20 protein-coding genes and 1 pseudogene are annotated in these 20,608 nt (G+C 69.7%); 13 read left to right on the top strand and 8 right to left on the bottom strand.

All coding sequences use genetic code 11. From position 1 onward, the window contains the following. Positions 1 to 6: 6 nt before the first annotated feature. Both Q0Z83_RS31225 and Q0Z83_RS31220 read right to left on the bottom strand, forming a co-directional pair. Positions 7 to 1,956 (bottom strand): radical copper oxidase GlxA, encoded by a 1,950-nt coding sequence (locus tag Q0Z83_RS31225; protein WP_317786819.1) that lies wholly within the window; start codon positions 1,954 to 1,956, stop codon positions 7 to 9. Continuing rightward, positions 1,953 to 3,692, bottom strand: coding sequence for a glycosyltransferase family 2 protein (locus Q0Z83_RS31220; protein ID WP_317786818.1), 1,740 nt, complete (start codon positions 3,690 to 3,692; stop codon positions 1,953 to 1,955). Before Q0Z83_RS31220 ends, Q0Z83_RS31225 begins: the two co-directional genes overlap by 4 nt. A 192-nt stretch (positions 3,693 to 3,884) precedes the next feature. Between Q0Z83_RS31220 and Q0Z83_RS31215 the strand changes: the two genes are divergently transcribed. Beyond that, entirely contained in the window at positions 3,885 to 4,148 is a 264-nt protein-coding gene (locus Q0Z83_RS31215) for a hypothetical protein (RefSeq protein ID WP_317786817.1), read from the top strand. 135 nt (positions 4,149 to 4,283) lie between these two features. Continuing rightward, entirely contained in the window at positions 4,284 to 5,249 is a 966-nt protein-coding gene (locus Q0Z83_RS31210) for an alpha/beta hydrolase (RefSeq protein ID WP_317786816.1), read from the top strand. On the opposite strand, the gene Q0Z83_RS31205 is transcribed toward Q0Z83_RS31210, so the two are convergent. After that, on the bottom strand, positions 5,242 to 6,114 hold the full coding sequence (locus tag Q0Z83_RS31205) for a CPBP family intramembrane glutamic endopeptidase (RefSeq protein ID WP_317786815.1): 873 nt from the start codon (positions 6,112 to 6,114) through the stop codon (positions 5,242 to 5,244). The two genes, Q0Z83_RS31210 and Q0Z83_RS31205, sit on opposite strands and share 8 nt — an antisense overlap. Continuing rightward, positions 6,111 to 6,659 carry a PadR family transcriptional regulator gene (locus tag Q0Z83_RS31200; RefSeq protein ID WP_317786814.1) on the bottom strand — a complete coding sequence of 183 codons (549 nt, stop codon included), beginning with the start codon at positions 6,657 to 6,659 and terminating at the stop codon, positions 6,111 to 6,113. Before Q0Z83_RS31200 ends, Q0Z83_RS31205 begins: the two co-directional genes overlap by 4 nt. A gap of 124 nt (positions 6,660 to 6,783) precedes the next feature. Between Q0Z83_RS31200 and Q0Z83_RS56095 the strand changes: the two are divergent. From Q0Z83_RS56095 to Q0Z83_RS31175, 5 genes and pseudogenes are all read left to right on the top strand, one after another. Further along, positions 6,784 to 7,008, top strand: a pseudogene (locus tag Q0Z83_RS56095) (ATP-binding cassette domain-containing protein); the annotation flags it as partial. Between the two features lie 77 nt (positions 7,009 to 7,085). After that, positions 7,086 to 7,553: a DrrA family ABC transporter ATP-binding protein gene (locus Q0Z83_RS56090; protein ID WP_317797409.1), complete on the top strand. Its 468-nt coding sequence runs from the start codon at positions 7,086 to 7,088 to the stop codon at positions 7,551 to 7,553. Next, positions 7,550 to 8,317, top strand: coding sequence for an ABC transporter permease (locus Q0Z83_RS31185; RefSeq protein WP_317786813.1), 768 nt, complete (start codon positions 7,550 to 7,552; stop codon positions 8,315 to 8,317). Before Q0Z83_RS56090 ends, Q0Z83_RS31185 begins: the two co-directional genes overlap by 4 nt. Before the next feature lie 26 nt (positions 8,318 to 8,343). After that, a complete protein-coding gene (locus Q0Z83_RS31180; protein WP_317786812.1) occupies positions 8,344 to 9,474 on the top strand; it encodes a sensor histidine kinase in 1,131 nt (376 codons plus the stop codon). Beyond that, positions 9,471 to 10,079: a response regulator transcription factor gene (locus tag Q0Z83_RS31175; protein ID WP_317786811.1), complete on the top strand. Its 609-nt coding sequence runs from the start codon at positions 9,471 to 9,473 to the stop codon at positions 10,077 to 10,079. Before Q0Z83_RS31180 ends, Q0Z83_RS31175 begins: the two co-directional genes overlap by 4 nt. On the opposite strand, the gene Q0Z83_RS31170 is transcribed toward Q0Z83_RS31175, so the two are convergent. Together Q0Z83_RS31170 and Q0Z83_RS31165 are read right to left on the bottom strand one after the other, a co-directional pair. Then, positions 10,002 to 10,703 (bottom strand): isochorismatase family protein, encoded by a 702-nt coding sequence (locus Q0Z83_RS31170; protein ID WP_317786810.1) that lies wholly within the window; start codon positions 10,701 to 10,703, stop codon positions 10,002 to 10,004. The two genes, Q0Z83_RS31175 and Q0Z83_RS31170, sit on opposite strands and share 78 nt — an antisense overlap. Positions 10,704 to 10,706: 3 nt before the next feature. Next, positions 10,707 to 11,900, bottom strand: a complete 1,194-nt coding sequence (locus tag Q0Z83_RS31165; RefSeq protein ID WP_317786809.1) for a CaiB/BaiF CoA transferase family protein — start codon at positions 11,898 to 11,900, stop codon at positions 10,707 to 10,709. Positions 11,901 to 11,937: 37 nt separating this feature from the next. On the opposite strand from Q0Z83_RS31165, the gene Q0Z83_RS31160 reads away from it, so the two are divergent. Genes Q0Z83_RS31160 through Q0Z83_RS31150 form a run of 3 tightly spaced genes read left to right on the top strand, consistent with a single transcriptional unit; the run spans position 11,938 to position 15,269 of the window. Beyond that, positions 11,938 to 12,849: a hydroxymethylglutaryl-CoA lyase gene (locus tag Q0Z83_RS31160; RefSeq protein ID WP_317786808.1), complete on the top strand. Its 912-nt coding sequence runs from the start codon at positions 11,938 to 11,940 to the stop codon at positions 12,847 to 12,849. A 40-nt stretch (positions 12,850 to 12,889) separates the two neighbouring features. Beyond that, on the top strand, positions 12,890 to 14,386 hold the full coding sequence (locus tag Q0Z83_RS31155) for a class I adenylate-forming enzyme family protein (RefSeq protein ID WP_317786807.1): 1,497 nt from the start codon (positions 12,890 to 12,892) through the stop codon (positions 14,384 to 14,386). Positions 14,387 to 14,396: 10 nt separating this feature from the next. Beyond that, a complete protein-coding gene (locus tag Q0Z83_RS31150; protein WP_317786806.1) occupies positions 14,397 to 15,269 on the top strand; it encodes a DUF4437 domain-containing protein in 873 nt (290 codons plus the stop codon). 59 nt (positions 15,270 to 15,328) lie between these two features. Here Q0Z83_RS31150 and Q0Z83_RS31145 read toward each other — a convergent pair whose 3' ends face one another. Then, entirely contained in the window at positions 15,329 to 16,903 is a 1,575-nt protein-coding gene (locus tag Q0Z83_RS31145) for a methyl-accepting chemotaxis protein (RefSeq protein WP_317786805.1), read from the bottom strand. Between the two features lie 76 nt (positions 16,904 to 16,979). Between Q0Z83_RS31145 and Q0Z83_RS31140 the strand changes: the two genes are divergently transcribed. Then, positions 16,980 to 18,953, top strand: a complete 1,974-nt coding sequence (locus Q0Z83_RS31140; RefSeq protein WP_317786804.1) for an acyl-CoA dehydrogenase family protein — start codon at positions 16,980 to 16,982, stop codon at positions 18,951 to 18,953. Here the strand turns inward: Q0Z83_RS31140 and Q0Z83_RS31135 are convergent. Beyond that, positions 18,946 to 19,485, bottom strand: coding sequence for a hypothetical protein (locus Q0Z83_RS31135; protein WP_317786803.1), 540 nt, complete (start codon positions 19,483 to 19,485; stop codon positions 18,946 to 18,948). The two genes, Q0Z83_RS31140 and Q0Z83_RS31135, sit on opposite strands and share 8 nt — an antisense overlap. Positions 19,486 to 19,564: 79 nt before the next feature. Here Q0Z83_RS31135 and Q0Z83_RS31130 point away from each other — a divergent pair, with 79 nt between their 5' ends. Continuing rightward, positions 19,565 to 19,891, top strand: coding sequence for a hypothetical protein (locus Q0Z83_RS31130; RefSeq protein ID WP_317786802.1), 327 nt, complete (start codon positions 19,565 to 19,567; stop codon positions 19,889 to 19,891). Beyond that, positions 19,888 to 20,607 carry a hypothetical protein gene (locus Q0Z83_RS31125; RefSeq protein WP_317786801.1) on the top strand — a complete coding sequence of 240 codons (720 nt, stop codon included), beginning with the start codon at positions 19,888 to 19,890 and terminating at the stop codon, positions 20,605 to 20,607. The genes Q0Z83_RS31130 and Q0Z83_RS31125 overlap by 4 nt, the downstream gene beginning before the upstream one ends. The last annotated feature ends 1 nt before the right edge of the window (position 20,608 follow it).

The following is a 20,608-nucleotide window of genomic DNA, read 5'->3' as shown; positions in this document are numbered from 1 at the left end:
GAACCGCTAGGCGACGCGCACCCAGCGCGCCGCGGACGGCAGGCCCTCGCCGTCGGTCAGGAACAGCATGTACCAGCCGGACGGGACAAGGCCCGGCTCGTTCGGGACGGTCACGGTCACCCCGCCGGGGGTACGCCGTACGCCCAGCTCGATCGACCGTTGATCGACGTCGGTGCCGTGGGTGACCGCGCTGGGCCGGACCAGCCGGGCCCCGGTGATCCGGTCGGCGTCGGCCGTCGCGTAGGCGGCGGTGCGCCCGCGCTTGACCGTCCGCGGCCCGCCGCCGATCACCGGCTGCTCGCCCCGGAACAGGTACGGCGGACTGTAGATCTCGATCCGCTGTTCGAACTTGCCGGGGTTCGTCCCGGTGGTGTCGTAGATCGGGTCGCTGCCCAGGGTGACCACCCGCCCGTCCGGCAGTAGCAGCGCCTCCGAGTGGTAGTTGCGGCCCACGGTCGGCGCGGCCGCCTCGTGGAACATCTCCCGCCGCGGATCGAAGAGGTGCGCGGTGAGCAGATCACTGCGGTTGCCGCCCTGGTACGGCCCACCCCGGTAGCCGGACGAGCCACCGGTGGTGAACACGGTGTCGTCGGGCAGCACCACGGTGCTCAGGTACCGGGTCGGCGCGGGCAGGTCGGGTCCGGGCCGGTAACGCGGCTGCTTCTCGCCGAGGTCGGCGATCGCGGTCCGGGCGGTGGAGACCGGCGAGTCACCGACCGCACCTCCGCCCATGATCATCACCTTCTGGTCCTGGGCCGGTGGCAGCATGACGGACGCGCTGGTCTCGGTCATCCCCGGATCCTCCAGGCCGGGCACGATCTGGAACTTGTTCTTCTCGACGTCCCACAGCCCGGGGGTACGGCCTTCGGTGTCCGAGCCGTAGCCGGCGTTCGAGCCGGAGAAGAACAGCCGTTCGTCCCGGGTGAGGAACAGCGCCGGATAGGTGGGGAAGACCCGCTGCAGCTCGGGCGCGGCCACCCACCGGCGCTGGGCCACCTTGTAGCGCTCGTTGACGCCGGGCAGCATCCGGCCGAACTCGTCCAGCCCGGAGACCGCCAGGACGTCGCCGTTCGGCATCGTCGACAGGGTCGGGTACCAGCGGTGCTCGGTCATGTCACCGGTGCGCACGTAGCGTTCGGCGATCGGGTCGAACTCGTAGGACGTCCGGTCGCCGCCGTACTCCTGCTTCTCCCGGGTGATCTTGTCGGCGATGCCGTACAGGTTGCGGGTGTCGGCGCCGGTCAGGCCGGCGATCGAATACTGGGCGGGCTGTTCGACGATCGGGTCGTCGCCCTCCTCGGCCGCGTCCACCCACACCTCGGCCTCGCCGGCGTGCACCATCGTCTGACCGCCGTGTGACATCTTGGCCGCGGCCGGCACGATCACCTCGGCCCGGGTCAGGTAGGCGCGGCCGTTCCCGCCGAGCAGCCGGGTGCCCTTCGGGAACTTGCGCGCGCCGTTGTCCGGCGACTCGTTCTTGATCTTCATGACGCCGGCGGCGTGCTTGATGTCGGCTTCCAGTACCTCGTACGACTTGGTGCCGCCCGCGACCAGCAGATTGCCGTTGGGCAGGAACGTGTGCCCGCCGCAGAACAGGTCGGTCGGGGTGGTGACGTTCGTGAAGTCGTCGGTGCGCGGGTCCCACAGGATCGTCCGGAACGTGCCGGCGTCGAAGTTCTCCCGGTTGTTGCCGGACCCGGCGATGATCAGGACCTTTCCGGTACGCAGCAGGGCCGCGTGGATGGCGTTGATCCGGAACTTCGCCGGGACGTCGAGCATCGACCAGTGCCCGAACTGCTGCTTGTAGGAGAGCCGGTTGATGCTGAACTCGTGGTAGCGCTCGGCGGCGAACACCACGATCGGCTTGTTCACCACGGCGACGGCAGCCATCAGGGGCAGCGACACCGCCATGGTGACCAGCCGGCGGGCGATAGTGGGACGTTGTCGCGGCGTCATGCGGCGATCTCGATCATCACGGGTTCCTTGTCGTCTTCGGTGACGGCTTGTGGGGGAGTGCGGCCGAGCGCCTGCAGCGCCCAGATCACCGGCGGGGTCAGGCAGAGGGCCAGGTTGAGGGCCGGCCACAGCCACATGAACCCGTGCGCGTGGCCGGTCACCGCGGCCACGGCCAGCAGTGCGGCGTAGAAGACCGCCCACCGCAGATGGGTACGGAAGGTGAGCAACCGGTCCGGGCTGGCCGAGTCACCCTTCGGCGTCACCACGAAACCGGCCCGCCTACGCAGCACGGCCTGCACGAACGAGGTGACGTAGATCGGCGCGCACAGTGTGGACAGCAGCATGCCGGCGAGACCCGACGAACCGGCCTCCTCGTGCGGGCTGACGTTGTGCCGCCGGTTCCACAGGTAGAGACCCACCTGGAACAGGGCGGCGTCCACGTACAACATCAGCCACACCTGTTGCGGAACCTGGACCCCCTGCACGCCGAGCAGCACGTGCAGGACCGCGGTGGCCGCGCCGAGCAGCCAGGCCAGGGCGGTCAGCGGGTAGTACGCCATGAGCAGCGAGTAGTGCACGGTCCGCAGGAACCCGAGTCGCCCGACCATCCGGGCGAACCCCGCCACGAACACCTCGTCGGTGCCCCGTGACCAGCGGTGCTGCTGGCTGAAGTAGTCGGTCCAGGACGACGGTCCCTCACCGACGGCCAGCACGTCCGGGGTGTAGACGGACCGCCAGCGCCGGCCGGTCGCCGGGTTGCGGCGGGCGTGCTGGGCGAGGCTGGTGGCCATGTCCTCGGTGATCGAGTCCTGCAGGCCCCCGATCGACCGGAGCGCCTCGATGCGTACCGCGTTGTTGGTGCCGACCAGCATCGGGATGCCGAGCCGGTTGCCCGCCCGCTGCAGCAGCGAGTGGAACAGGTACTGCTGCGACTCGGCCCAGCGGGTGATCACGTTGTCGTAGTTGCCGTAGATCTGCGGGCCGATCACGAACGCCACGTCCGGGTCGCGGAAGTAGCCGAGGAGCCGCTCGCAGAAGTTGGGCAGCGGCACGTGATCCGGGTCCACCGAGACGAACACGTCGTACCGGCTGCCGTGCCGGTCCATCCACGAGTTGTAGTTGCCGTGCTTGGTCTTCGCCTTGAACGCGCCGGACGGGGTGTTCCAGTCCGGCGCGCCCTTGCGGGTGAAGTGGTAGGCACCCACCCGCCGGCACATCCGCTTGACCTCCGGGTCGTCGCCCTCGTCGAGCAGCCACACGTCGAAGCGGCCGGAATGCCGGATCCGCATGGCCGCCCGCAGGGTCTTCTCGACCATCTCGATCGGCTCCTTGCCGGGGACGATCGTGGTCAGGAACGCCACGCGCAGCCGCTCGTCCGGCGGCACCGGCACCGGATCGCGGGCCTGGAGCGTGGCCAGGCACAGGGTCACCACGTTGACCAGACGGAACAGCTCGATCAGAGCGATCGCGCCGATCATGAAGGCGGTGGCCAGGAACAGCCCGGTCTGCATCCGCCGGTCGGGGAGCTCGACCGAGGAGAGCAGCCACCCGAAGAAGGTGGCCTCGAACGCGAACGCGAACGCCGCGATCAGCACCGAACGGATCGGGCGGCGACGGGACAGCGGACGCAACCGGACCCGGTAGTCGTCGCCTTCCGGGGCGGCTTCGGCGTCACCGGCGAGCCGGCTGAAGCCGTGGTAATCCGGCAGACGGGATACAGCACTCTTTCCGGGCACCAAGGCAAGATAGCGAGAATTCGTAAAATCCGGGCATACCGTGTACCTCGATCGTGTCGTGTCATAGCGGTCGGAGGCCCGGAACTTCGTTGCGGTCAGTGACAGAAAACGTCGAACCGACACGCCCTGTGATCCGTTCTCTCTGTCAGGCGGGGCAGATGCGCCCCGCGACGACCCGACAAGGCGGTGGCGATGCTGATCCTGTCCCTGCTCATCCTGGTCCTGGCCGCCGCCTGCGTGCTCGCGGTGCGCGGGGTGCGTGCGGACGCGTCTGTCGAGGCGGAGCCGCCGGCCGTGCCGGAGGCGCTGTTCGCCCCGGAGAGCCTCGAAGGAGTGCTCTGCGCCCAGCTCATGGACGGTGAGATCACCCGGCGGCAGTACGTGCGTTCGATGGCTGGTATCGCGGCGCGTGACGAGGAGCGGCACCCGCTCACCGTGCCGGGATACGACGACTGACCCCCATTTGCAGTAGAAAGCCCGGCTCCCCGTGGGGTCGGGCTTTTTCGTGTCCTCGCCTTGACAGGGTGGCATCGATGAATGCTAATGGAAACACTGTTTCGGAGAGTGTTACGGCTGACCACTGGAGGTCCCGTGTCCCTGTCCCTGCGCCGCGTCGTCGCGGCGCTCGTGATGTCCACCGCAGTCCTCGCCGCCACCCCGGCCACCGCGCAGGCCGCCACCGCCGAGGTCGACGGCGACATCACCGTCCTGTGCGGTGCGTCCACCCTCACCCAGGACGCCGACTGGTTCTTCCCCGACACCACCAGCCCGAAGGCCCTGGTCTTCCTGCAGCACGGCTTCTCCCGCGCGAACAGCAACGTGTTCGCGCTGGCCCGCAAATACCAGGCGGCCGGTTTCCTGGTCTTCGCCCCGACGCTGCCGTCCACCAACTCCAGCGGCTGCACGGTCAGCAACCAGGGCGACAACACCGCCTTCCTCAACAACGTCAGCGCCTGGATCGGTGAGGCGACCACCTCCACCAAGCCACTGGCCACCAGCTACGCGAAGGCGGCCACCACCGCCGGGCGGGCCGGCAGCACCCTGCCCGGCAAGTACGTGCTGGCCGGACACTCGGCCGGCGGCGACGCGGTCACCTACATCGCGAACCGGCTGCGCACCACGTTCCCGGCCGCTTTCGCGAACCTGAGATACCTGCAACTGCTCGACCCGGTGAAGTCGCCGTCCGGCACCAACATGGCGGACGCGCTGACCGGGCTGGCCGGCACCGCCCTGCCGATCACCGCGATCTCGTCCCCGCCGTACTCGTCCAACGGCAACGCCAGCGGCACCGTCGAGCTGGTCAACCGGCTCGACCGGCCGTTCCTCGGGGTACGGCTGGTGACCGGCTCACACTGTGACGCCGAGGGCGCCACCACCAACTGGCTCTGCACGCTGCTCGGCGGCACCTCGAAGGCGGCCAACGTCACCGCGCTGCAGACCTTCGCGATCAACTGGGCCCTGGACGCGGTGGCCGGCACGACCACCGCGACCTACTACCCGGGCGGTACCTACTACCAGGGGCTGCTCACCGGCAATGTGATCCAGACGCTCAGCTGACCCCGGCGGGGGCCGGTGGCCGTACGGTCGCCGGCCCCCGCGTGTACACCAGCGCCACCCCGGCCCCGGCGGTCAGCACGATCAGCACCACCGAACCGGCCACCGGCGAGAACACCGCGTCACTGTGCCCCTCGAACGTCAGATACCCGCCGACCATCAGCGGTGTCGCGATCGCGTTGCAGACGCTGTGCATCAGCACCCCCGGCCAGATCGAGCCGGTCCGGGCTCGCACCTCGCCGTAGAGCACCGACGCCGCCATCGTCCCGGCCATCGTCAGCGGCAGGAACAGCGTCATCGGCAGTGTCGTCACCAGCGCCATGTCGGCCGCCGACGTCCACACCAGATAGAGCGGCACGTGCCACAGCCCCCACACCGCACCGGCCGCCAGGTGCGGTGTGAGCCGACCGCGCAGGCCCATCGCCAGAGCGGTCCGGGTGCCGTATCCGCGGAACACGAACTCCTCGATCGGATTCTTGATCAGCTGCACGGCGAAGACGGTGGCGGCCGCCGCGAACAGCCCGGTCCGGTCGGTCACCGTGACCTGGCCGGTCACCACCCCTGAGCCGACCGCGATCGCGGTGACCAGCGGATAGAAGGCCGCGGCGAGGGCGTACCAGCCGAGTCCGGCCCGCGGCGCCAGGCCGAGCGATCCGCCACCGTCCGGCGACAGAAACCTCAGCAGGGGTACGGCCACCAGCGGCCCGAGCAGAAAGAACAGCATGCCGGTCGTGCCACTGCCACTGCTGGTCGCGATGCCGGTGGCGGTCTCGACGCCGGCCGCCCGGTCGACGGCGACGCCGAGCCAGCCGGTGCCGACGACGGCCAGGGCGAAGACGGCGAAGTTGAGACGGGCACGGCCGGTCATGACGGTGGCTCCTCGGTCGAGAGCGCGGTCAGGGACTCGTCGGCCCAGGCGACCGTCGCCCGGGCGTGGTGGATGCCGGCCCGGATGGTGACCTCGATGAACGGCCAGTCCGGGGTGTCGCCCTCCGCCGTGGACAACTGGGCGTGCAGTTCCTCGTACCCCCGCAGGTTCTGCGTCGCCCGGTCCCGCGCCGCCTGCAGCAACCCGCGGCATCGCGCGCGGCCCAGCGTGCGGCCGAAGAAGAGGCGCAGTAGCAGGCCGTCGCGTGGCGGTGTGTCCCGGATCGGCTCGGTGAGCAGCTCGATCAACCGGGCCGTGCCGGACTCGGTGATCTCGAAGACCGACGACCGGGCGCGCGGGCCCTCCCGGCGTCGCACGTGGCCCTCCTCCTCGAGGACCTGCAGCGTCGGATAGATCTGGCCGAAGCTCTCGCTCCAGAAGTGTCCGAGCACGTCACGGATCGCCTCACGCAGCGCATATGCCGTCATCGGCTCGATGCTCAACCCGCCGAGCACCGCCATCTGGGTCTGACTCGACCGTGCCACTCGTTCCCCTTGAGCTCGCACTTATATCTGCCAGATATTTCTAGCAGATACAATGACGTTTGTCATGGACGGAACGTGACGGACGGCGGGGGAGCCGGGACCGATCGACGGCGACGATCTCCTCATGACGCTCACCGCTTCAAGCGATACCGCGGCCGCCGGCACGGGGCAGCCGGCCGTGGATCTGGACGGCGTGGTCAAGAGATTCGGCACGGTCACCGCCGTGGACGGAATCGACCTGCGCATCCGCCCCGGAGAGGTGGTCGCCCTGCTCGGCCCGAACGGTGCCGGCAAGACGACGACGGTCGACATGTTGCTCGGACTGTCCAAACCGACCAGCGGGACCGCGAAGATCTACGGGCTGCCGCCGCAGGACGCGGTCGCGCTCGGCCGGATCTCCGCGGTCATGCAGTCCGGTGGTTCGCCATGGCCCTGCTGCCCGACCCCGACCTGCTCATCCTCGACGAGCCGACGACCGGCATGGACGTCGGCGGGCGGCGCGAGTTCTGGGACGCCATCCGCCAGGACGCGGAGGGCGGACGGACCGTCATCTTCGCCACCCACTATCTGGAGGAGGCCGACGCGTACGCGGACCGCATCGTCCTCGTGCGCCGCGGCAAGATCGTCGCCGACGGCACCGCGGCCGAGGTGAAAGCCCTCGCCGCCGGCCGTACCGTCCGCGCCACCATGGCCGGCGCCGCGCTCGTCGACTGGTCCCGGGTGCCCGGTGTCGAGTCGTCCGAGGTCCGCGGCGACACCGTCCACCTGTCCGGGCGTGACTCCGACGCCATCGCCCGGCACCTGCTCACCCGGACCGACGCCCGGGACCTGGAGATCACCTCCCGCAACCTCGAGGACGCGTTCCTCGCCCTCACCTCCGAGGACGCCGCATGACCACCACCACCCTGCCCCGCCTCGGCGGCTTCAGCCCCGGAATGATCGGCCTTGAACTGCGCCGGCTCCTCCGCAACAAGCGCACGGTGATCTTCACGCTGGTCATGCCGGCCGCGTTCTTCCTGCTCTTCGGCAGCAGCGCCGACTACCGGACCGAGCGGGTCGGGGACGGCAACGTCACCGCGCTCGTGCTGGCCAGCATGGCCGTCTACGGCGCGATGCTGGCCACCACCTCGGGCGGCGCCATGGTGTCGATCGAACGGGCCGCCGGATGGAGCCGGCAGCTGCGGCTCACTCCGCTCAAACCGGCCGCGTACATCGCCGTCAAGATCGTCATCGCGATGGTGATCGGCGCCGTCTCGGTGGTCGTGGTCAACATCGTCGGCGCGTTCGCCGGCGCCGACATGCCGGTCGGCGCCTGGATCGGCTGCGCCCTGCTGTCCTGGGCCTGCGCACTCGTGTTCGCCGCGTTCGGCCTGTTCATGGGCTACCTGCTGCCCAGTGAGAACGTGATGCAGATCCTCGGCCCGGTGCTCGCCGTGCTGTCCTTCGCCGGAGGCCTGTTCGTCCCGGCCGACCAGCTCGGCAGCACCTTCGCCACGATCGCCAAGTTCACCCCGGTCTACGGCGTCGGCGAGCTGGCCCGCTACCCGCTCACCCACAGCGGCGACGTGTGGCAGGCCGTCCTCAACGTCGCCGTCTGGACGGCGGTCTTCTCAGCCGGCGCGATGTGGCGGTTCCGCCGCGACACCGCCCGGGTCTGAACCCGGCCGCCGGTACGGTTCGGAACATGACACCGTCAGTACTCGGTCCACCGGGCCGTGGCTTCCGCCACGGCTGGGTGTTCGCCGCGATCTGGCTGTTCTACCTCGGGGAGAACCTGACCGCCCTGCTCGGTGCCCGGCCCGGACTGTGGCGGGACATCGGCCTGGCCGCCCTCGGCCTGTTCGTGGTCGCGTTCCTGGTGCTCACCGCGGCGATCCGGGTCGCCACCCGGATCCAACCGGCCCGGCGGGCCGGGCCGCGCATCTGGATCGGGCTGCTGATCCTGCTCGGCCTGGCCGCACTCCAGGTGCCCGCGGCCGGACACCACACGCTGGTCTGCGGCGTCTACATCGCGGCGGCCGCGGTGATGGGACTTCCGTTGCGGCAGGGCATCCCGGTGGCGATCGGCCTGGCCGTCGCCGTCGAACTGGCCATCCGCCTCGTGCCCGGCTGGAACGCGGGCGGTCAGGGATACGCTCTCGCCGTGGTCTTCGCCGGTGCCGCCACCGGAGGCATCCGGCTCGCCTTCGACCGGCAGATCCGGCTGATCCACGCCCGACAGGAGATCGCCGACCTCGCGGTCACCGGCGAACGGGCCCGCATCGCCGCCGAACTCCACGACATCCTCGGCCACTCGCTGACCGTCGTCGCGGTCAAGGCCGAACTCGCCCAGCGCCTCCTCGACGTCGACCTGGAACGGGCCCGCCACGAACTCAGCGATCTGGAGTCGCTGGCCCGCGACGCGCTCGCCGACGTGCGGGCCACCGCCCTCAACGTCCGCGGCATCTCCCTGCCGGGTGAGATCGCCGCCGCGAAGGCCGCGCTCGCCGCCGCCGACGTGCGGGCCGACCTGCCGGGCGCTGCCGACGAGGTGCCCACCCGCAACCGGGAGCTGTTCGCCTGGACCATCCGGGAGGCGGTCACCAACATCGTCCGCCACAGCCGGGCCCGGCACGCCACGGTCCTGCTCCGCCCGGACAGCGTCGAGATCATCGACGACGGCCGGGGTGCCGACGCCGATCCGGAGTCCGACTCCGGCTCCGGTCAGGGCCTGGCCGGCCTGCGCAGGCGGGCCGACCAGGTGGGCGCCCGGCTCACCGCCGGAAGCCGTCCGGGAGAGCAGGGCTTCCGGGTACGAATGGAGGCCCCCTCGTGATCAGGTTGCTGCTCGCCGACGATCAGGCGCTGGTTCGCGGGGCGATGGCCGCCCTGCTCGACCTCGAGCCCGATCTGACCGTCGTGGCCGAGGTCGGACGCGGCGACGAGGTGGTCGACGCCGCCCGCGAACACTCCGCCGACGTGGCCCTGCTGGACGTGCAGATGCCCGGCCTCGACGGCATCGCCGCGGCCCGGCGGCTCACCGAGGCACTGCCCGGGTGCCGGGTGCTGATGGTAACGACGTTCGGCCGGGCCGGATATCTGCGGCAGGCGATGGCCGCCGGCGCCGGCGGTTTCGTCGTCAAGGACACCCCGGCCCGGCAACTCGCCGACGCCGTCCGCCGGGTCCACCAGGGACTCCGCGTGGTCGACCCGGCCTTGGCCGCGCAGAGCCTGGCCCACGGCGACTCCCCGCTGACCGAACGCGAAACCGACGTCCTCCGAGCCGCCCGCGACGGCGGAACGGTCGCCGACATCTCCCGCGAACTGCGCCTCTCCGACGGAACCGTCCGCAACCACCTGTCCTCAGCGATCGGCAAGACCGGAGCCCGGACCCGAGCCGAAGCCGTCCGCCTGGCCTTCGACCACGGCTGGCTCCTCTGACCACACCAGGTGGTTCAGGGCCTCGGCCAGGGTGGTCACGTCGGCGTATTTCGCGTTCAGGTCGAAGAGGTTGTTCTCGTGGGGGCCGCCGTCCCGGTCGGCGCAGGCGTCCTGGACGACCATCGGGCGGAAGCCGTTCTGCAGGGCGTCCAAAGCCGAGGCCCGGACGCAACCCGAGGTGGAGTAGCCGCCGATCACCACGGTGTCGATCGAGTGCGACGCGAGCCACGCGGCCAGGGAGGTTCCGGCGAAGGCGCTCGCGTAGTGCTTCACGATCACCTGTTCACCCGGGGCCGGGGCCAGCGGTGGGGCGAAGCCGCCCCACCGGTTGCCGGCGGCGAAGACCTTCAGGGCCGGGACCTTCGCCGCGAACAGCGGAGCCTCGGAGCAGGACTCGTCGGCGAACCGGACCGTGGTCCACACCACCGGGATGCCGGCGGCTCGGGCGGCGTCGGCCAGTTCGGCCATGGTGTCGGCGGCGGCCTGACCGGTTCGGAGGAACAGCGGCGAGTCCGGGTCGGTGTAGGCCAGGGCCGGGTCGATCAGGAGCACCGCGGGACGGATTCCCCAACCGAGACGCCTGGCGAAACCGGCGCTCGCGTAGTCGTCGGCGAGATCGGCCATCGGTCAGATGATCCCGCGGGCGTGCAGGTCGGTCAGGTCTTCCGCGGAGAGGCCCAGAAGACCCTGGTAGACCTCCTCGTTGTGGGAGCCGAGGCTCGGGCCCGCCCACTTCACCTCGCCCGGTGTGCCGGACAGTCGCGGGGCCACGTTCTGCATCGGGACCGGGCCCAACTCCGGGTGGTCGACGGTGATCACGGCTTCGCGGGCCTGGACGTGCGGGTCGGCGATGATGTCCTCGGCCGTGTAGATGCCGCCGGCCGGCACACCGGCGTCGTGCAGCAGCGACAGCAGTTTCGTGGACGGGACCGTACGGGTCCAGGCGGCGATGATGTCGTCGAGTTCCGCCTGGTTCTCGCCTCGCGCGCCGTGGGTGGCGTAGCGGGCGTCGGCCGGCAGGTCGGGGCGCTCCATCACGTCGGCGAGGCGGCGGAACACGGTGTCCTGGTTGGCGGCGATCAGCACGTCCGAGCCGTCGGCGGTCGGGTAGACGTTGCTCGGGGCGACGTTCGGCAGGATCGGGCCGGTGCGCTCGCGGCGGTAGCCGGCGATGCCCCACTCCGGGATCAGCGACTCCATCATGGCCAGCACCGCCTCGTAGATCGCCGAGTCGACGATCTGGCCACGGCCGGTGCGTTCCCGGGCGTGCAGGGCGGCCAGGGTGCCGAACGCGGCGTACGTCGCGGCGAGCGAATCACCGATCGAGATGCCGGAGCGGGACGGGGCCCGGTCGGCCTCGCCGGTCACGTACCGCAGACCGCCCATGGCCTCGCCGATCGACCCGAACCCGGCGCGCGGGGAGTAGGGGCCGGTCTGTCCGTAACCGGTCACCCGTACCAGAATGAGCCTGGGGTTGATCTGGGAAAGCTCCTCGTAGGAGAGCCCCCAGCGCTCGAGGGTGCCGGGCCGGAAGTTCTCCAGGAGGATGTCGGCCTTCTCGACCAGCCGGCGGACCAGGGCCTGGCCCTCCGCGGTGCGCAGGTTGCAGGTGACCGACTTCTTGTTGCGGGCCACCACCGGCCACCACAGCGACTGGCCGTGCGGTTTCTCCCGCCCCCACTGGCGCATCGGGTCGCCCTTGCCGGGGTCTTCCAGCTTGATCACTTCGGCCCCGAAGTCGCCGAGGAGCTGCCCGCAGAACGGGCCGGCGAGCAGGGTTCCGGTTTCCAGGACGCGAATGTCAGACAGTGGCGCGGTCACGTCGCCACCCTATACTCGGGAAACGACGTTTCGCTAGATGGAACAAAGGGGTGTCGGCGTGGAGATCGTCGAGGTCGGACCGCGGGACGGGCTGCAGAACGAGAAGCGGGTGCTGCCCACCTCGGTCAAGGTCGACTACGTGTCGCGGGCCATCGCGGCCGGCTTGCGGCGGATCGAGGTGGCCGCCTTCGCCCGGCCCGACCGGGTGCCGCAGATGGCCGACGCGGAGGACGTCCTGCGGTCCGTGCCACGGCTGCCGGACGTCCGGTATGTCGCGCTGGTGTTGAACGGGCGCGGGCTGGACCGGGCGCTCGTGCTCGACGACAAGCGGCCTGACGAGATCAACTATGTAGTTGTCGCTAGCGACGAGTTTTCCCGGCGCAACCAGGGGATGTCTACGGCTGCTTCGCTGGCGGCCTTCCGGGACGTCGCCGCGCGCGCCCGCGATGCCGGTTTTTTCGTGACTTTGACGGTCGCGGCGGCCTTCGGATGCCCGTTCAGCGGGGCGGTTTCGCCCGCTTTCGTGCGGACGATCGTCGAGGATGCCGGCCCACTTGATGAGATCTGCCTGGCCGACACCATCGGCGTCGGCGTTCCGGGGCAGGTCACCGAGCTGGCGGGGGAGGTCCGGTCGGTCGCCGCGGGCGTTCCGCTGCGCGCTCACTTCCACAACACCCGCAACACCGGGTACGCCAACGCGGTCGCCGCGGTCGGCGAGGGCTTCGTCGCGCTGGACGCGAGTCTGGGTGGGATCGGCGGGTGCCCGTTCGCGCCGGCGGCCACCGGGAACATCGCCACCGAGGACCTCGCCTACCTGCTGAACGGCTCGGCCGTGAAGACCGGCGTGGACGTGCCGGCCGCCGCCACCGTGGGCACGTGGATCGGCGGACAGCTGGGTCTGGACGCGGTTCCCGCCCAGTTGGGCCGCGCCGGAGACTTCATCCGCTAGGTCTTGCGCGGCCAATGGAAACGGTGTTTCCATTCAGCGTATGTTGCGGCCCGGTGGTGCTGATCTGACGATCGCTGGTGGTGTTCGCGAGTTCGGCCGGGCCACCCCGGACGTGGTCGCGGTGCGTGACGGCGACCGTGAGCTGAGATACGGCGCGCTCGACGAACGGTCCTCGCGACTGGCCTGCGCACTGCTCGCGATGGGCTTCGCCGACAGCGACCGGGTGGCCCTGCTCTGCGGCAACCGGATGGAGTATCCGGAGATCGCGGCCGGCCTCGCCAAAGCGGGACTGGTGCTGGTCCCGGTCAACCCGCGGCTCACCGCGCCCGAGGTGGAGTTCATCCTGGCGCATTCGGGGTCGCGGGCGCTGATCGTCGACCCGGCACTGACCGGCGCGATCCCCCCGGAGTTCCCCGGCCGGGTCGTCACGATCGGACCCGAATACGAGAAGTGGCTCGACGACTCGCGGGCCGTCGACCCGTGGATCGCGGTCGACGAACGGGACCCGTTCTGCATCGCCTACACCGCCGGGACCACCGGCGACCCGAAAGGCGTGCTGATCTCGCACCGCTCCCGGTCGCTGACCTTCTACGCCACCGCCCTCGAATGGGGCATCGGCCCCGGCCGCCGGACCATCGCGGTCGCGCCGATGTACCACGGGGCCGGGTTCGCCTTCGCCTACGCGGCCGTCTACTGCGGAGCGACGGTCAGCATGCTGCGCTCGTTCCAACCGGACGCGCTGCTCGACATGATCCAGCGCGACGGCGCCCAGTCGGTCTTCCTGGTCCCCACCCACGCGCAGCTGATCCGGCAGGCGTTCGACGAGGTGCCGTCGCTGCCGAGCCTGGACACCCTCTACTTCAACGCGGCCGCCCTGCCCAAGGTGCTCAAGGAGTGGGTGTTCGAGGCGTTCCCCGGCGTGGGCGTGCACGAACTCTACGGCTCCACCGAGGCGGGCGTGATCAGCAACCTGCGGCCGCCGGACGCCCGGCGCAAGGCCGGCACCGTGGGCCACCCGTGGTTCGGCACCCAGGTTCGGGTGGTCGGCCCGGACGGTTCCCCGGTCGAGCCGGGACAACCGGGGGAGCTGTACAGCCGCTCGCCGTACCTGATGAACGGCTACCACGGGAACCCGGCCGCGACCGCCGCCTGCACCACCGCCGACGGCTTCCTCACCTCGGGCGACATCGTGATCCGGGACGACGAGGGGTTCATCTCCATCGTCGACCGGGTCAAGGACGTGATCATCACCGGCGGCGTGAACGTCTACCCCCGCGACGTCGAGGAGGTGCTGCTCACCCACCCCGCGGTCGTCGAGTGCGCGGTCGTCGGCGAACCGGACGAGCAGTGGGGCGAGCGGGTCGTCGCCTACTGGGTCGGGCGCACCCCGGTGGCCGCCGATGTCCTTGAGTCCTACCTGCGTGCACGGCTGGCCGGGTTCAAGGTCCCCAAGCAGTACCGCACCGTACCGGCGCTGCCCCGCAACGCCGCCGGAAAGATCCTGAAACGCGAGCTAAAAGGTCTACACGCGAGCTGAGGAGTACGCCGTGAGGGCACATGTGGAGCTGATCCACGAAGACGACTACATCTTCCACACCGGCGAGCTGCCGTACGGCGAGGGGAAGATCCTGGAACGGCGGCTCTCCACCGACGAGGAGGACGGCTCGTCGTCGCTGTCCCTGCACGCCACCGCCGACTGGGGACGCAGCGCCGGCATCGTGCACGCCGACACCGAGTTCTACGTGGTCGAGGGCTCCATGCTGTACGGCGGGCAGGAGCTGGGCGCCGGCGGGTACGTGCAGGTCCCCAAGGGCACGGCGATGGACTGGCTGAAGATCCGCGAGGGCTCCCGGGTGCTGCACTGGCGGGAATATGGGGACTGCGGTTTCGACCCGTTCACCGATCTCGGTGAGGCGTCGGCCGCGGCGTCGCCGGAGTCCACCGAGGGCGTCACCGTGATGGACGCCGAGAAGATGGAGTGGACCGAGGCGCCGTCGGTCGGGCCGCTTACCCCGCTCTACATCAAGCTGCTGCACCGCGACCCGAAGACCGGCTTCTACACCCGGCTGATCCGGGCGCCGAAGGGCTGGACCGACCACCGGCTCGCCCACCACCCGTGTTACGAGGAGTTCTACACGCTCGCCGGGAAGATGGCCTACAACTTCGGGGACATCGACGAGGGTACGTACTGCTTCCGGCCGGCCCGGGTCAAACACGGCCACTTCGTCGCGGAGACCGAGATCGACTGGATCCTGCGGTCGGATGGTGAGCTGACCAACTGGTACACCACCGAGGAATGGGTCAAGTTCGGCGGGCACGCGGAGAACTACGACGAGCATGACGGGCACATCCACCCGATCCTGTCGTCGCTGCCGGTGCGCTCCCGGTCCCGCGGCGAGTGGTCCGGCGACGGCATGTGAGCATGGCTTCCCGGGGTGACCAGCGTTTTCACCCCGGCGCGCCGGCCGTACCGCCGCGATCAGGTCTTGATTTTGAATCGGCCGACCACGTCGGTGAGGCTTGCGGCCAGGCCGGCCAGTTCGTCGGCGGCCTGGCGGGTGGAGGTGGCGCCGTTCGCGGTCTGCGCCGCGGTCGCCGCGACCTGCTCGATCGAGCGGTTGATCGAGTCCGCGCCGTGTGCCGCGTCGTCGAAGAGACGGCTCAGTTCGTTGGTGGTGGCGGTCTGCTCCTCGACGGCGCCCGCGATGCTCGCCTGGTACTGGTTGATCTCGTTGATCACGTCGGCGATCCGGCCGATCGCCTCGATCGCGTGTGTGGTGTCGCTCTGGATCGCCTCGATCCGCTGGCCGATGTCCTCGGTGGCGCGCGTGGTGTTCTGGGCCAGGTCCTTGACCTCGCTCGCCACCACCGCGAACCCCTTGCCGGACTCGCCGGCCCGGGCGGCCTCGATCGTCGCGTTCAGAGCGAGCAGGTTCGTCTGCTCGGCGATGCTGGTGATCAGCTTGATCACGTTGCCGATCTCATCGGTCGACGTGGACAGTTTGGACATCGCCGCGGTGGTCTCCTGGGCGGTCTCCACCGCGCCCTGCGCGATCTGCGCGACCTGACTGGTGTTGCCGGCGATCTCCCGGATCGCCGCGGTCATCTGCTCGGCGCCCTGTGCGGCCTCCCGCACCCGGTCGTTGACCAGCATGCTCGACTCGGAGACGGTGCCCGCCTGCCCGGACGCCTGCTCCGAGGAGGAGTTGACGTCGCCGCTGATCGCGGTCAGCCGGACCGAGGCGTCACTGAGCGAGCGCGCGTTGCCGGCGATGGTGCCGATCGCCTCGCGGATGTCGCCGACCGCCGCGTTGACCGCCTCGGACATCTGGCCGATCTCGTCGCGTCCGGTCACCGGCACGTACACGGTGTAGTCGCGGTCGGCGACCCGGCGCAGCGCGGCCGCGGCCGTGGCGAGCGGCCGGAGGATGCCGCGGCCGATCCACCAGCCGAACAGGCCGAGCAGTAGCAGACCCGCCGCCAATGCCAGGCCGACGACCCAACGGACCTCGCTGACCAGCTTGTTCTGGTCGGTCGCGGCGCTCTCCGCCTTGGCCTGGACCGACTCGATGACCGCGCCGAGCGCCTTGGAGAACGCGTCGTAGACGTTGTAGACCGTCTCGCCGCCCTTGTAGAGGTCGGCTTTGGTCGAGGCGGCGGTCAGTGACTTCTGCAGGGCGACCGACTGGTCGGTGTAGGAGTGCCAGGACTTCTCCAGGTCGTCGATCGCCGCCGCGTCGTCGGTGCCGAGCGGCATCTCCTGGAGGGCGGTCATCTGGGCGTCGCCCTGCTTGATGTACTCCATGTTGCCGTCGAGGAAGGTCTTGGTCTGGTCGGGGAAGCCCAGGTTGGCGTTGACCATGCCGTTGATCCGGCCGGCCATGCTGTCCAGCCGGGCCAGGGTGAGGCTGGCCTGCCGGAACCGGTCCTGGTCGGCCGAGCTCTGCGCGAGGCGCCCGATGCCGGTCAGCGCCGTCGCGCCGAGTGCCGCCGCCAGCACCACACTCACCAGGATCAGGCTGCTGATCTTCCAGCGCACCGACCAATTGCCCATACCGTCATGATCGGCCCATCGGGGAAATCACTGAGCCTCGGGTTCAACCTTGGTTACTCGTGGGTAATATAGCGCCATGATCAATGGTGTCTCCGCCTCCCTCGCCGAGGTCCTCGACGGTCGGTGGGCGCACATCCGGCAGGCCGTCCGTGACCGGCTCGGCGCCGAGTTCGTCACCGTCCCCGGCGAGACCGGTGACGACGCCCGGGAGCGGGTCAGCCGGTTGATCCGCGAGCTACCCACCGAGGTCGGGGTGGCCGCCGCGTTCCCGGCCGGCTACGGCGGCTCGGACGATCCCGGTGGCTCCACCGTCGCCGCCGAGATGCTGGCCCAGGTCGACCTGTCGCTGATGGTGAAGGCCGGCGTGCAGTGGGGGCTGTTCGGCGGGGCGGTCGTCGCGCTCGGTACCGCCCGGCACCACGACGCCTATCTGCGGGACATCATCTCGGCGGACCTGATGGGCTGCTTCGCGATGACCGAGACCGGTCACGGGTCGGACGTGCAGCAGCTGCGGACGACCTGCACCTTCTCTCCGGAGACGGGCACCTTCGATCTGCACACCCCGCACGAGGCGGCCCGCAAGGACTACATCGGCAACGCGGCCCGCGACGGTCGGATGGCGGTCGTCTTCGCCCAGCTCGTCACCGGCGGCCGGTCGTACGGCGTGCACGCGTGGCTGGTGCCGATCCGGGACGGGCACGGCAACCCGATGCCCGGCGTCACCATCGGCGACGCCGGACCCAAGGCGGGGCTGCTCGGCGTCGACAACGGGCGGCTCTCCTTCGACCACGTGACCGTGCCGCGGGACATGCTCCTCGACCGGTACGGCCAGGTCGCCGAGGACGGCACCTACACCAGCACGATCGAGAACGACACCCGCCGCTTCTTCACCATGCTCGGCACCCTGGTCCGGGGCCGGGTCACCGTCGGCGCCGCCGCCTCCGCGGCCAACCGCACCGCGCTCACCATCGCGGTCCGCTACGGCGAGAGCCGCCGCCAGTTCACCGCACCCGGCGCGGAACGCGAGATCGCCCTCAACGACTACCTCGCTCACCAGCGCAAACTCCTGCCGGCGGTGGCTCGGGCGTACGCGTACGCCTTCGCTCAGGAGGAACTCGCCGCCACCATGGCGGAGGTCTTCGCCCTCACCGAACCCGACGAGCACCGCCAGCGCGAACTCGAATCCCGCGCCGCGGGCCTCAAGGCGATGCAGACCTGGAACGCCACCCGCACCATCCAGATGTGCCGGGAGGCGTGCGGCGGCGCCGGCTACCTCGCCGAGAACCGGCTACCCGGCCTGAAGGCCGACACCGACGTCTTCACCACGTTCGAGGGCGACAACACGGTGCTGCTCCAGCTCGTCGCCAAGGGGCTCCTCACCGGATATCGCGACGCTTTCGGTTCTCTCGACGGCTGGGGCCGCGCCACGTTCGTGGCCGAACAGGTCAGAGAGATGGTCCTTGAGCGTACGGCCGCCCGCTCCCTGATCCAGCGGCTGATCAGCGCCGTACCCGGTCGCGACGAGGAGGTCGCGGTCACCGACCGGGGCTGGCATCTGGCCGTCTTCGAGGACCGGGAGAAGCACATCCTGGAAGGGGTGATCCGCCGCCTGCGCGGTGGCGCCACCACCAAGAAGGACCGTCCGTTCGACATCTTCAACGACGTCCAGGACCACGTGCTGGCCACCGCGACCGCGCACATCGACCGGATCACCCTGGAAGCCTTCGTCGCCGGCATCGAACGCGCCACCGACCCCTCGGCCCGGGAACTGCTGTCGAAGGTGTGCGACCTCTACGCGCTGACCACGATCGAGGCGGACAAGGCGTGGTTCCTGGAACACGGCCGCTTGACCCCGGCCCGCTCCAAGACCATCACCGCCGTCATCAACGACCTGCTCCGCGAGTTGCGCCCGCACATGCGCACCCTGGTCGACGCCTTCGCCATCCCGGACGAGTGGCTGAACGCCGCCATCCTCCGCGAGGAGCCGGCCCGCCAGGACGAGATGGCCAAGGAGGACGACGCGGTCCGGGCCACCCGGGATCTCAACTGAGACGCCGGTCCAGCTGCCGGCGGAACTCGGGATCGGGCTCGTCGACCCGGACCGCAGTCCCGTCCGGTGTCGCCTGTGTCCGGGTGGTCAGCGCCAGCCCGGACCAGGCGAAGATCCATGGCGCCAACAGGGCCGCCTCCACGAAGCCGGCCATGAACGGGATGCTCAGCAGCCGGTTGCCGTCGGCAAAGGTCAGCCCGGCGACCGCGGAGATCACCATCGCGGCGATGCCACCGAAGAACAGTATCCCGGCCGCCAGCCGCCCACCGGCCCGGCGGCGGACACAGCGGGCGCAGAGCGGCCATCCGCTGACTTCGATGAATTTTACTTTTTTCGCGTAATCGTCAGCACGGTTCAGCACGGTGTAGCCGGGAATCGCCAGCCGGCCGGGAGAACCGAGATCCGGCCGGGATTTGATCACGAAGTCGGCGCGCTGGGCAGCGGATGAACCGTGCCTGGCGCAAACATCGGGCAGCCGTGCACCATCCGCCAGGAATTCCGTCGGGATCTCGATCATTTCCGCAACCGACACCCAGGCCTCCTCCGCACTCACGCTCTGTCGAACCGGAATCGGGTGGCCAGCGTATCCAGTCATTGGAGGTGATGAAAGCATGGTCTTCAAAGCGGATGACGTGGCAATCCGGACGTTCGGTCGTCGTTTCGAGGAATTGATCAACGATGCCGAGCGGGCTGTTGGCTACGTCAACGACGCCCTGACCGTCAACAGTGGATCTACCGGTATCTTCGTCCACGTCGCCGGCACGGCCGAGGCTGTCCGGCAGGCGCTGACGGCCAACCACAGTCACCTGGCAATGATCGTTGATCTCTCAGCGAGCGAATTGGCGGCGGCCGCGAACCTCTATCGGGACACCGACGGGGCGGGGGCCGGCGAGATCGATTCGGCATACCAGCCGTCGGCGAGAAGAGGCCCGCTGTGACGGCGCCGGTCGATTCCCTTGCTCCACCGGTCGCGGATCCGCCGGTTCCCGATCTGGTGAACAACATTCTCGGAATGAAGCAGTACATCAGCATGTCCTACTGGGCCGGCGAGCTGATGGATCTGATTTGGGGATTCAACCCGTGGGACTGGGTGGCCGAGCAATTCGCTGGCGACTGGGAAGCGGTCGCCAAAGCCGGTGATGCGCTCAGTAATCTAGCCGAATTCAACGAATCGTTCGCGCAGATCGTCGGTGACGGGACGGCGGCTCTGATACCTGCCGACTGGGACGGCAACGCTGCGGTCCGGGCGGAAAGGTACTTCACGGAGGTCGCCCACGCGCTCACCACGCAGATCGACTCGATCCAGGGCGCGGCCGGCCAGTTCCGGACTCTCGCGGCGGGCATGGAAGAGCTGGCTCAGGCGGTTCAGAGCCTCTGCCAGGACATCGCGGATGCGCTCATCATCCTCGGTGTCACCGCCGCAGCGACCATGGGGACGTCGTGGACCGGGGTCGGCGCCGTCGTCGGAGGATCAGCCACCGCGTCGCAGATCGCCAACATCGTTCGTCTCTGGTACCTGGTTCTGGACGCCCACGATGCCGCATGGGCCGCGGTTCAGGCGTTCACCGGGATATCCGCCGGCTATCTGGGCGCGCTTCAAGGAATGGAACTGCAACCATTGCCGGGCCGAAGTTACGACCACCCGGGAGTTTGAC

It is taken from the genome of Actinoplanes sichuanensis (genome assembly GCF_033097365.1).
GTDB classification, from domain to species: Bacteria; Actinomycetota; Actinomycetes; order Mycobacteriales; family Micromonosporaceae; genus Actinoplanes; species Actinoplanes sichuanensis.
This window is presented reverse-complemented; position numbering and strand designations above follow the sequence as displayed.

What these genes read in the sequence shown, in the direction of transcription:
- Q0Z83_RS31225 (WP_317786819.1), bottom strand. Translation starts at nt 1,956, where the DNA reads ATGACGCCGCGACAACGTCCCACTATCGCCCGCCGGCTGGTCACCATG.
- Q0Z83_RS31215 (WP_317786817.1), top strand. Translation starts at nt 3,885, where the DNA reads ATGCTGATCCTGTCCCTGCTCATCCTGGTCCTGGCCGCCGCCTGCGTG.
- Q0Z83_RS31205 (WP_317786815.1), bottom strand. Translation starts at nt 6,114, where the DNA reads ATGACCGGCCGTGCCCGTCTCAACTTCGCCGTCTTCGCCCTGGCCGTC.
- Q0Z83_RS56090 (WP_317797409.1), top strand. Translation starts at nt 7,086, where the DNA reads ATGGCCCTGCTGCCCGACCCCGACCTGCTCATCCTCGACGAGCCGACG.
- Q0Z83_RS31185 (WP_317786813.1), top strand. Translation starts at nt 7,550, where the DNA reads ATGACCACCACCACCCTGCCCCGCCTCGGCGGCTTCAGCCCCGGAATG.
- Q0Z83_RS31180 (WP_317786812.1), top strand. Translation starts at nt 8,344, where the DNA reads ATGACACCGTCAGTACTCGGTCCACCGGGCCGTGGCTTCCGCCACGGC.
- Q0Z83_RS31170 (WP_317786810.1), bottom strand. Translation starts at nt 10,703, where the DNA reads ATGGCCGATCTCGCCGACGACTACGCGAGCGCCGGTTTCGCCAGGCGT.
- Q0Z83_RS31160 (WP_317786808.1), top strand. Translation starts at nt 11,938, where the DNA reads ATGGAACAAAGGGGTGTCGGCGTGGAGATCGTCGAGGTCGGACCGCGG.
- Q0Z83_RS31155 (WP_317786807.1), top strand. Translation starts at nt 12,890, where the DNA reads ATGTTGCGGCCCGGTGGTGCTGATCTGACGATCGCTGGTGGTGTTCGC.
- Q0Z83_RS31145 (WP_317786805.1), bottom strand. Translation starts at nt 16,903, where the DNA reads ATGGGCAATTGGTCGGTGCGCTGGAAGATCAGCAGCCTGATCCTGGTG.
- Q0Z83_RS31140 (WP_317786804.1), top strand. Translation starts at nt 16,980, where the DNA reads ATGATCAATGGTGTCTCCGCCTCCCTCGCCGAGGTCCTCGACGGTCGG.
- Q0Z83_RS31130 (WP_317786802.1), top strand. Translation starts at nt 19,565, where the DNA reads ATGGTCTTCAAAGCGGATGACGTGGCAATCCGGACGTTCGGTCGTCGT.